12 protein-coding genes are annotated in these 10,755 nt (G+C 40.2%); 7 read left to right on the forward strand and 5 right to left on the reverse strand.

What is annotated here, in order from left to right; translation table 11 throughout:
• Positions 1-78 precede the first annotated feature (78 nt).
• The 4 genes from ICL16_RS23570 (at position 79) to ICL16_RS23585 (ending at position 2,793) form a co-directional block, all read left to right on the forward strand.
• Complete coding sequence (locus tag ICL16_RS23570) at positions 79-276, forward strand: hypothetical protein (RefSeq protein ID WP_190832603.1); 198 nt, start codon at positions 79-81, stop codon at positions 274-276.
• An 18-nt stretch (positions 277-294) separates the two neighbouring features.
• Positions 295-546: a cytotoxic translational repressor of toxin-antitoxin stability system gene (locus ICL16_RS23575; protein WP_190832745.1), complete on the forward strand. Its 252-nt coding sequence runs from the start codon at positions 295-297 to the stop codon at positions 544-546.
• A 104-nt stretch (positions 547-650) separates the two neighbouring features.
• Complete coding sequence (locus tag ICL16_RS23580; RefSeq protein ID WP_190832605.1) at positions 651-2,237, forward strand: glucose-6-phosphate isomerase; 1,587 nt, start codon at positions 651-653, stop codon at positions 2,235-2,237.
• 112 nt (positions 2,238-2,349) lie between these two features.
• Positions 2,350-2,793 carry a cupin domain-containing protein gene (locus ICL16_RS23585; RefSeq protein WP_190832607.1) on the forward strand — a complete coding sequence of 148 codons (444 nt, stop codon included), beginning with the start codon at positions 2,350-2,352 and terminating at the stop codon, positions 2,791-2,793.
• Between the two features lie 47 nt (positions 2,794-2,840).
• Here ICL16_RS23585 and ICL16_RS23590 read toward each other — a convergent pair whose 3' ends face one another.
• Entirely contained in the window at positions 2,841-3,704 is an 864-nt protein-coding gene (locus ICL16_RS23590) for a hypothetical protein (protein WP_190832609.1), read from the reverse strand.
• Positions 3,705-3,827: 123 nt separating this feature from the next.
• On the opposite strand from ICL16_RS23590, the gene ICL16_RS23595 reads away from it, so the two are divergent.
• Both ICL16_RS23595 and ICL16_RS23600 read left to right on the forward strand, forming a co-directional pair.
• A complete protein-coding gene (locus tag ICL16_RS23595) occupies positions 3,828-4,148 on the forward strand; it encodes a hypothetical protein (RefSeq protein WP_190832611.1) in 321 nt (106 codons plus the stop codon).
• Entirely contained in the window at positions 4,145-4,507 is a 363-nt protein-coding gene (locus tag ICL16_RS23600) for an aspartyl protease (RefSeq protein ID WP_190832613.1), read from the forward strand. The genes ICL16_RS23595 and ICL16_RS23600 overlap by 4 nt, the downstream gene beginning before the upstream one ends.
• A 37-nt stretch (positions 4,508-4,544) precedes the next feature.
• Here the strand turns inward: ICL16_RS23600 and ICL16_RS23605 are convergent, their stop codons facing one another.
• The 4 genes from ICL16_RS23605 to ICL16_RS23620 form a co-directional block, all read right to left on the reverse strand.
• The gene (locus ICL16_RS23605; RefSeq protein ID WP_190832616.1) at positions 4,545-5,897 is read right to left on the reverse strand and encodes a hypothetical protein; all 1,353 of its coding nucleotides are present in this window, start codon (positions 5,895-5,897) and stop codon (positions 4,545-4,547) included.
• Complete coding sequence (locus tag ICL16_RS23610) at positions 5,894-8,047, reverse strand: NACHT domain-containing protein (protein ID WP_190832619.1); 2,154 nt, start codon at positions 8,045-8,047, stop codon at positions 5,894-5,896. The genes ICL16_RS23605 and ICL16_RS23610 overlap by 4 nt, the downstream gene beginning before the upstream one ends.
• Before the next feature lie 167 nt (positions 8,048-8,214).
• On the reverse strand, positions 8,215-8,661 hold the full coding sequence (locus ICL16_RS23615; RefSeq protein WP_190832622.1) for a PIN domain-containing protein: 447 nt from the start codon (positions 8,659-8,661) through the stop codon (positions 8,215-8,217).
• Positions 8,658-8,882 carry a UPF0175 family protein gene (locus ICL16_RS23620; protein ID WP_190832624.1) on the reverse strand — a complete coding sequence of 75 codons (225 nt, stop codon included), beginning with the start codon at positions 8,880-8,882 and terminating at the stop codon, positions 8,658-8,660. The genes ICL16_RS23615 and ICL16_RS23620 overlap by 4 nt, the downstream gene beginning before the upstream one ends.
• Before the next feature lie 560 nt (positions 8,883-9,442).
• On the opposite strand from ICL16_RS23620, the gene ICL16_RS23625 reads away from it, so the two are divergent.
• On the forward strand, positions 9,443-10,755 hold a 1,313-nt coding region (locus tag ICL16_RS23625), incomplete at its 3' end, for an ABC transporter ATP-binding protein/permease (RefSeq protein WP_190832626.1).

A 10,755-nucleotide genomic window follows, 5' to 3' on the forward strand; every position in this document is an offset into this window, starting at 1 on the left:
TTTTAGCGCAGGGCTGTGTCATTAACATGAGCTGATTTTCTGGGAACAATATAGTGCATAGTGCTAGGTGAATGCTAGATGAATTTGTTGAGAATCAGAATACATTTCTTAATCGAGCAGTTAGCTGACGAGAATTTGGAAGATGTTTGGAGTATTGTTTATGCTTTACATTGTGATATGTATATGATGAAAGCTATACAAGAAGTCAAGCGATCTACTCAACCTTGGGACACTTTGACCCATGACGAGGCGGTACAATTACTCGCTTGCTCATAGGGTAGGTGGTATGTGAACATGGATGTGCGCTATGCGCGGTCTTTTTTGTTAGACCTGAAGAGTTTAGAGCCAGCTGCCTACCAGCTGGTGCATGATTTTATATTGGTGGAGTTTCCCCAAAAGTTACCCTGGCATTGCTTACCAGATCTCAGGCAGCTCGATAATGAAGGGATTTTTTACCGTTTTACCTTAGATAAATATCTGGTGGGGATAGAAGTTAGGGGGGAGATTGTGAAATTTCTGCGAGTCATACCAGCGCCAGATGCCTGAAGTGATTTAATAGCCAACAGTTAAAACTGTATAAGAGTGGCAGGGATACACTCTCACCTTGACTTAAACTTGTTGGTGAAAAACACTTTACCTGAGATCTCCTTATGGATGCGACGGCACTTTGGCAAAGATACCAGCAATGGTTATATTTCCACGAAGGATTAGGATTTTATCTGGATGTAAGCCGGATGCGGTTTGATGATGCCTTCGTCAAGGGGTTGCAGCCAAAGTTTGAAAAGGCTTTTGCGGATATGGCGGAACTAGAGAAGGGTGCGATCGCCAACCCCGATGAAAATCGGATGGTTGGACACTACTGGCTGCGCAATCCAAAACTCGCCCCCACTCCAGAAATCGAAACAGAAATTGTCGAAACCATAGAGCAAATCGAAGTATTTGCCGAAAAAATTCGCACAGGAGCAATACATCCTCCCAAAGCTACGCGCTTTACTGATATTATCTCTATTGGTATCGGTGGTTCTGCTCTTGGTCCTGAATTTGTGGCTGATGCATTATCTCCCGAATTCCCACCTTTGAAAATTCACTTCATCGACAATAGCGATCCGGCAGGGATTGATCGCACTTTGACTCATTTGCGGAATAACCTTGCCAGTACTTTGGTGTTAGTGATTTCCAAATCAGGGGGAACTCCGGAACCGCGCAACGGCATGATTGAGGTGAAAAAAGCTTACGCTGGGCATAATTTGGACTTTGCTAATTATGCGATCGCCATTACCATGCCTGGTAGTAAGTTGGACGAAACGGCAAAATCCGAAAACTGGCTGGCACGGTTTCCCATGTTCGACTGGGTGGGAGGACGCACCTCCGAAATGTCTACTGTAGGGTTAGTACCAGCAGCATTGCAAGGCATCGACATTCGTGCTATGCTAGATGGCGCCAAAGAAATGGATGACGCCACCCGTATACCAGACATTAAACAGAACCCAGCAGCATTGTTAGCTTTGTCTTGGTACTTTGCTGGCAATGGACGTGGTGAAAAAGACATGGTTGTCCTACCATACAAAGACAGTTTACTATTATTCAGTCGCTATTTGCAACAACTGGTAATGGAATCTTTGGGCAAAGAGAAAGACCTAGATGGCAACGTAGTCCATCAAGGTATTGCGGTCTACGGCAACAAAGGCTCAACCGACCAACATGCTTATGTACAGCAATTACGCGAGGGTGTGGCGAATTTCTTTGTCACTTTCATTGAAGTTTTAGAAGACCGCAAGGGTTCATCTCCAGAAATAGATCCGGGAATTACATCAGGTGATTATCTTTCTGGTTTTCTCCAAGGAACCCGACAAGCACTATACGAAAACCAGCGGGATTCCATTACAGTCACTATTCCTCAAGTTAATCCTCGCACAGTAGGTGCATTAATTGCTTTGTATGACCGTGCTGTTGGTTTTTATGGCAGTTTGGTAAACGTTAACGCCTACCACCAACCAGGAGTAGAAGCTGGTAAAAAAGCTGCTGCGGTGATTCTCGATTTGCAAAAACAAGTTGTTGAAGTATTGCATACCGAAAAAACTCCTCTTTCCCTAGAGGAAGTTGCCCAAAAAGCAGGTGTATCAGATCAGATTGAAGCAGTTTACAAGATTATACGTCACTTACACGCCAATGGACGCGGTATAGTGTTGCAAGGTAATTTTGGGGAACCTAGCAGTTTGAAGATATCCGCTCAGTAGAGTTCGGTAATTTTATCATATTTGGTTGCTTTTGCAACACTTTTTTCTTTTTGAGCATCTAAGATTGGATGTATAAGTTCAATCTTTAAGATGCTCTTTTAGGATTTTTTATATGAGTATTAGACAAATCGAAATCCGTCAGTTAGAGTCAATCAAGGGGGGGATGGTTGAGTTCTTTACTCCTCAACAAAGTCATGAAACTATGTTGGTGCAAGTTGCGCCTAATACAGTAGATGATTTATTTGTTCATAAATCACAAACTGACCAATTGATGGTAGTTAAAGGGCAGTTTGTTCTTGTTAGTTTAGTAAATAAGAAATATCAGTATATCCCTTTGAGTGAGGATTATCCTGTGCTCGTGACTATTCCGCCTGGAGTTTTGCACGGTGTAATTAATTTGAGTTCACAGCCATGTTTTGTTGTGAATGCTGTGCTGCGTTCTCGCCCTACTCAGGAAAGAGATTATATTACTCGTGTTAGACCTTTTCCTTATGATTTGGATGCTGCTGCTCATGCGTTGAAGCAGTTGGAAGCAACAAAGAAAATAGAGGTTTAGACAAGACAAGATCCCCGACTTCTTTAAGAAGTCGGGGATCTGAGCTATCAACAAGTAGCTAACGTTTGCATTAGTCTTTTGGATTCTTTTCCCATTTGACCATGTGATAAAAGCTGATACCATTGCTGTAACTGTTGTCTAACCACGGCGCGATGTGGATGCTCAACATCTAATTCTTGAAGTTCCATAATTGCTGTTCTTTGAGTGCTTCCTCTTCCCAAAATTCGCAGCCAAAGGGTGGAAGCGTCTTGTTGAAGTTCACTTGTGACAACAATAGTTGTGTAGAAAGCCGGCGCTAGCTCGTAAACACCAGGAATATTAAGATCAGTTTTTCTTGCTCCGAATCCTTGAAGACGTTCAGGGGTAATAGAGGGTGTAATAATCAGTAGTTTTTTATTAACATCATCTAGTTGATCATTTTCCTCATCATCATCTAGCTGATCATTTTCCTCATCATCATCTAGCTGATCATTTTCTTCTTCTGTATAAACCGGATTTTCATCGACAGGAATGATGCCGCCATCAGCTTCAACTGTCCAAGTTAACCAATGTCCTAGACAAGTTCTTAAGTTTCTTTGATTCGGTGTCCAGCGCAAAGTTTCAATAATACACGGAATTGATACGAGTTCTCCTAATAGCCCTAAAGATGTTCTCGATTTTTCTTCTTCAGGTTCAAACAGAACATCTACCAGTTCTGCTTCTGCAATAACCTCTGGGCTAATCATTACGCGCTCGCTGCCTGCGGTAATTTTACTAAGGTACTCAGTTCCCCAATTAAATCGAGAAGGATGTTTAAAGATTCTCAACTTTGGATCACGAGGAATCGGTTCGTTGAGGTAAACGTTTCCATAATCACTGAGCAAAGCTTTAAGATACTGTTGAGCAAAAATAGTAAATACTGGACGAAACATGGCAGGTAGTTTTTTAAGTGCGATCGCCTATCAGTTAGGCGCATATACATGTAAACAAAATAACATCTCTAACATTTTATTTAAGATAATATTATAATTTCACTAACCAATGGAGATTATAGTATGACTGAAGCAATACCACAAAAACCTGAGCGTCGTCGGGGCAGGATATTTCCAGAACGCACTTTGCCACCAGAGGAACTAGCTAGACGCAAAGCTGAACGAGAGGCATTTCATCAACGTTGTCGAGCAATTTTTGAGCGAGTGCGTCCGGAATGGATAGAGAAACACTATGGTTGGTATATTGCTGTTGAGCCAAATAGTGGCGATTATTTCATTGATGAAGATAATATGCAAGCTCACAAAAAAGCTCTCGATAAATACCCAAATGCTGACCACTGCGTTTTTTGTTTAAATGAGACTGGAGCCACTGGCAGAATATGATACAGGGTACGTTTGGCAGTAGAGGACAGCTATTTTTTGAAATTGAATTGATTACTACTGATGGATTAAATTTGCCTGTGGATGCCATGTTTGATACTGGTTTCACAGGTTTTTTAGCAATTCACAAACAAGATTTAGATGCTCTTGATTGGGCTTACGTAGGTCAGGAACCTCTACTAACAGCGCAAGGAGAAATTTTCTTTGAAAAATACTTAGGCAAGGTATTATTGGATGGAATTGAATATGAAATTCCTGTTTTTGTAGGAGAAGCAATTCCCGAAGTTTTGCTAGGTTCGGGGTGGCTCAAGTTTATGCCGTTAGTTGTGAATTATCAAGCTGGAATACTGACGTTGGGATGAAGGCAGCGTATCCCTTTTTTTCGCTATTTCATCCTCACTAAATTCTTTCCCTTACAATCCTAATTCCCTCCCACGATGGTAGCCTTCCTGCTCGTCGTTCATCTATTAACACACAAAAAAGATAAAGATTTAAAATTTCCTCTTTGAATTCTCGTTTCCCTAAGTAGTTGGAGAGAACACAAATAAACAGTAAGTAATAGTGGCTAACTTCAAGCAGATTACGTGCATGAGGAATTTGGTCGCGAAGTTTTTCATCTCTATCTTTAGCTTTTTCCAGTTCCTCCTCGCGAAATTTGGCATCAGCAATAGTTTCGTCTAGTGCAAATTCACAAGTTCTGATATATTTAATATCCTCTTTTAATTCAGGGATACGTTGAATATTATATTGTACAAGTTCTCCTTGAGATTTTAGTTCAAAGAGTTCATCGACAAATTCTGGAAGACGAGATTCAATTTCAACCCAATCTAGTTCACGTATAAAATCTCTAGAATGAATAGGGATAAAAATTTCTTCAGTAGTCTGAATTGTATGTTTTTCAGCAAGCTGAAGCCTAAGTTTTGCGTCTCTTATGCTCTCATAGTTTATGCGGCGTTGATTATCAAGCCTTTCTGGATATTTACTGAGATTATTAAGAGTATTTTTTTCAATCTGTAGAAGAACATCGGTTACAGCTTGGTGAAAAACCTTGGCAATTTTACTCTGGTCAAAGGTATGATTAAGCTTGAGGGCAGTAGTAGAATCAAAGTTCTTCCAAAGATCATTTACACTGCTAAGAAGCTTGGCAGAGATAAAGTTATTGCTATCGTAACTGTAAATTGCTCTAATAAATTTAATAATTTCTTCATGCTTAAAATCATAAGCAGATTGCTGAAGCTTTGTAGCAATATGAAGGATACGGTTAAAGTCAAAAAGACTAATAAGATAATGTATACCTTTTATGTCAGTATCACAGATCTTAGCTAGATGTTCTTTGCATTGCTTTTGAGGTAGTTCAATTATATTGTTTTCTCCTTCTCTATACCAGCACCTAATGAACTCTTGTGCTGCTTCTTGCGTTACCATAATCTGCTGAATCTCTGCTAAATTAGGTAGTCTGTACCTAAAGTCCTGTGCTAAGTGCTGCTGAGTTAACCATTTACAAAACTCCTCTGCATAACTGCCTCTTACTCCAACAATTGGCTTTTTTGCATCTCCTGGTGGAAATCTGTCAGTTGTCCAATGATCGGGCTGCCGATGTTTACCTACTTTTAACATTTCATCGATAAAAAGTTGGTATTCCGCGCAAGTGATGTAGCTTATGTCAATTTCAACGTTCTCATCAATGCGTAATAAATTCTTCAGCCGCCGGGATAGCATTACGTTAGCTGCTAAGTTAAATTTTTCTGTCATCGACTTTCCAAATCTGCCTCTAATCTTTCTTCCAGTTGTTGCCGAACATCTGAATCTATACTTAAACCCTCGTCCAAGCAATCATAGGCGAGTGCCATAACCTCAACTGATGGAGATGGTATAGCTAAGACTGCACGAATTAGATTACTAGCATTACTTTGAGCAGCATATAAACGTATAGTTTCCGCCCACCAAGAATTATTAATATTTGTAATTAATAGATTCTCTTGGTTAAATTCCTTAATCTGAACTGCTGCTAAATATTCTTGAAAACTCAAGTGAGCAAATTCATAAACTCCTAGCTCCTTTTCGACTAACAACCCACTAACATCCCTAATTTGCTTTATAAACTCCTCTGGATTTACCCCACTGCCAGCTACCTTTGCTAACTTGTCTTGAATTAGAGAAATTCCCTCAGATAACTTGAACTCACGAGTCTTTTGCTGCATTAATCCCAGTGCAAGCACTTGCAACACAGCTTGCTTTTGGGTAGCTGTGAGCAAATCAGATATATTCTTAGCTCTCAGTCGCCTTTCTAGTAAAACCTGGCAAATTTCTTTGTAAAGCTCGACTCGTTTTCCGGGCAGGGCGCTACCGCGACGGTGAACTGTGGCAATCATTGTTAATAGCAAAGGATTCACTGCCATAGCAGCAATGGGAGCGCTATTTTTAATCCGTTTAATTAAATCATCCGCTTGTTGTTTGGCTTCCTCCTGCACTCCCAAGTCTTCTTCCCCAGCGCGACTCATTACCTCCGTTGCCCGATACCAGTTATGAATAAACTGTTCCATCTGCTTCAGACTGAAGGGTTGCACCTCTAGAACTGTTACCTCTTGCTGTAGCCGTGCAGTTTTATAGCCAAATGGTCGAGAAGTTAAGATAAAGGCTGTGTCGGGGTATGCTTGCATCTGTTCATCTACCCAATTGCTAACCCGTAGACGCTCGGTTTCATCCGCCACTTCATCCAACCCATCTAGCATCACTAAACATTTATTTTCGCGCAATTTTTCTGCAAACCAGTTATCGGGTGGATTAAGTGGTTGAATTTTTCGTTGCTGCTTTACTTGTTGAGTAATTAACTCGGCTATTGACGGTTGGTTATTGACAATTTCCTGACGCACATCTCGAAGATACAACAACACCGGAATTAGTTTTGGCGCTTTAGCATGGCGTTGTCGCTCTTGTTTATGAGCATAAATCAGTGTTAAATGTCTTAAGAGAGTAGTTTTCCCAGAGCCAGGTGCGCCCAGCACTGCCATGCGCCGAAACGCGGGTTCGTTAGCCATCGCTGCTAAAAAATCCCAAATTTGCTTTTCCCTTGGGTTTTTCGCTTCTGCCAAAACCTGCGGAATAATTCTGGAACTTGCCTGTACCGCCTCTTTTGCGACTATCTTGAGTGGCACAAATACCTTTTCTAATTTTAGAATGCGGTCTTTATCCAATCCCTGTGTCTGATAGTCTCGACAAGTATAAATCAAACTTTGATAATATTCCTGCTTAAATGGTGGGGTTGATGCCCATAATTTGCTGACAATCCAGTCGGCAAAAGGCTGCTCAAGCTTTTCTAACCTTTGCTTAATCTGGTCTAAAACTCTGCTAATGACACCTTGAACAAATGAGCCAAAAAATGCCAATATTGCTATAATTCCTGTTAACACTAACCACACAACTGCTGCTGTCCATTGGTGGCTGAGAATAAAATGAAACGTTATCACTAGTGTAGCACCAGGAATAACCCATACCAGCCTTTTCTGCCATTTTGTTGGTAAAAGCAGCACAGGTGGCAGTAAAGTACCTAAAGCAAAGAGAAACAGGGATGCATAAAAAACTGCTGTACTGAATTCAGCAGCCACAGAGTTACTTTTGAGTAGTGCGTAGAGGATGACACCTCCCAGTAGAGGTAAAAAGCCACCAATCCAATTTTGATTTGCTGGTGCTGAATTTGGTTGAGACTGACTCGAAAGTAAGCCGAGGATAAAAAGCGCTATAATACAGCCGACAGTCAGCAACAGTACGAGCGGATCGTCAATTTTTAAATCCTGTTTGCTGGGTAATTGGTTGATCAGCCAACCCAAAAAACCATTACTTAATATTAATAGCAACGGTAGCAGCAAATCTTTGATAAATCTCGGCATAGGAGGGTGAGACAAACAACTGAGTGCGATCGCCTATCAGTTAGGCTCATATACATGTACATAAAATAACCCCTCCTGCCAACTTGACGCAGAGCTTTAATCAAGAATCTATCCATAGGTAGACGCAAATGCTTGCTGAATCTTTTCCTATGCATATAAAAAAAGACAATTGCAAGCTATTTTCACTCCTCTACAAGACCTAGCGCCTCTGCTTTCAGAGCAGAAGTGAGATAAAATCCATTTTCTTCTAATTCATCTAGTAAAGGCTTGAGAATTGGAATCAGTTTAGCTTGCTTGGCTTTTACCAATACTCCGACTGTTCCAATTACGGAAATACCCATGTTTCGAGCGACAGATCGCGCTTGTCTATCATCTAAAATAATTTGTAATTTCCGCTCATAAGCAAGTGCAATGGCTTCTGCTTCACCTTCATCAACAAGCAGTTTCAGAGCAACTACTTGCCCTTGATCGGATGGGATCTGTACTTGTAACCACGGAAATGTAACTCCAAACTCCTGCTGAACTGCTGGTGGGATTAAAATAGGTTCAAACAGTGCTGGTAGTATATCTAAATTTCCTATTCTTTCTAATCCAATAAGACAAGTGCTGTCCGTTACAACTGGTGTCATAAACCAAGTTCCTGTCGCAATTCTTCAGGGGAATAAGCGAAAATAGGTACTTTATACCGACCTAATATTTCCATAAAGGTACGCTTGGAGAAACCAGCTATTTTCGCTGCTTGTCCAAGTGAGACTTTTCCGACTTCGTAGAGTTTGACAGCAAGGAGTAACTTAGCTTCATCTTCTGATAATCCCAAAGGTAAATCTACTCTTAATGCGCTTGTACTCATTGTTATACCGCCCAATTTACTCTACATTATCAGCATAACCTAATGAATGAACGCTCACTGCGGCGAAATCGTTTCTCTACTCTGTCAAACACATTAAATTTTTAGTATGTCTCACAGTTCGTAAAAGCAAATAGCAATCTTAATTAATTTTTATCATAAAATTTATATTACTTTAGTAGATTTAAAATAATATGATAATTTTAGGAACAGTTAGGGATCGTAATATGACTGAAGCAATACTACACAAACCCGCATGTCGTCAGGGCAGAATATTTCCCCAAATGCTTAGAAAAAAGTATTGAGTGGCAAAAGGGTCTAAAATAAGCTTTTTACCACAATAACATGAGTAGACAAAAATAAAGAACTGGCGTCAGAAGAAATATTTGTGAAAAATTTCCTTCGTTTCATTAAAATATTTAGAGTGGATTAAGCCCCATCGTTTTATTCCGCTCTCAAGAAGTTAAAGAGATTGTTGTGCAAGAACTCTAAGGTTTTTCCCATGACGCTCTGCCGAATGGGGGAGCGCAAACATATACTCATGTTCATTTGATTTCTAGAATATGCCAACCCAAATTTATCTCAATCAACCCTTAACGAATGCTTATTCAACTTTTAATAAATTTTGGTCGGATGTAAAAGCGATCGCTCAACCTTACTGGTATCCAATAGAGGCAGAGGGAAGAGCATTTTCCGACGTGATTCGTGCGTGGGGGATGCTAGCTCTCCTGATCTTATTAGTGATCGCGCTCGTCGGCGTAACTGCCTTTAATAGCTTCGTTACTCGCTATTTGACCGATGTGATTGAAGCGAAAGATTATTACAACTTTATTCGGATGATATCGCTTTACAGCGTTGGTCTTTTGAGCGTAACACTTTTGGGAGGATTTTCTAAATTTGTCAGAAAAAACATAGCTCTTGATTGGTATCACTGGCTGAATAATTATATTTTAGACAAATATTTGGGCAATCGTGCCTATTATAAAATCAACTTTAAATCAGAGCTAGATAATCCAGACCAACGTCTATCCCAAGAAATCGAACCTATTACCAGTAATGCTCTCTCGTTTTCCACCACTGTTTTAGAAAAAGTACTGGAAATGACGGTTTTTTTGATAATTGTCTGGTCAATTTCTCAATTTATCGCAGTAGTTCTGGTTTTTTATACGATTGGAGGCAATTTGATTGCTATTTACTTAACTCAAGAATTGAATAAAATTAATCAAGAGGAACTAGAAGTTCAAGCCGAGTACACTTATTGCCTAACTCATGTTCGTAATCACGCTGAATCGATAGCTTTTTTTCAGGGAGAAAACCAAGAATTAAATATAATTGGACGCCGATTTAATAATATCCTGAAAAATGTAGGACGTAAGATTAATTGGGAGAGAAATCAGGAACTTTTTAACGGAGGATATGAGGCTATTATCCAAATATTTCCATACATAATACTTGCACCTTTATATATGACGGATAGAATTGAGATTGGAGAAGTTGTCCAAGCCAGTATAGCTTGTAATCAGTTTGCCAACGCTATGGCAACTTTAATCAAAGAATTTGGAAATTCAGGACGATTTGCTAGTTACGCTGAGCGTTTAGCTGAGTTTTCTGATGCGTTAGAAGCAGTGACCAAACAGCCAGAGAATGTCAGTACCATTAAAATAATAGAAGAAAACCGGATCGCTTTCGATGATGTCACCTTACAAACGCCGAATTATGAGCAGACGATCGTCGAAGACTTGTCAGTGTCAGTTGAACCAGGAGAAGGTTTATTGATTGTGGGACCGAGTGGCAGAGGTAAAAGTTCTCTGTTGCGAGCGATCGCTGGTTTGTGGAATGCGGGGACTGGTAGTCTGGTGCGCCCTCCCCTAGAATC

Source organism: Iningainema tapete BLCC-T55, assembly GCF_014698965.1.
GTDB classification, from domain to species: domain Bacteria; phylum Cyanobacteriota; class Cyanobacteriia; order Cyanobacteriales; family Nostocaceae; genus Iningainema; species Iningainema tapete.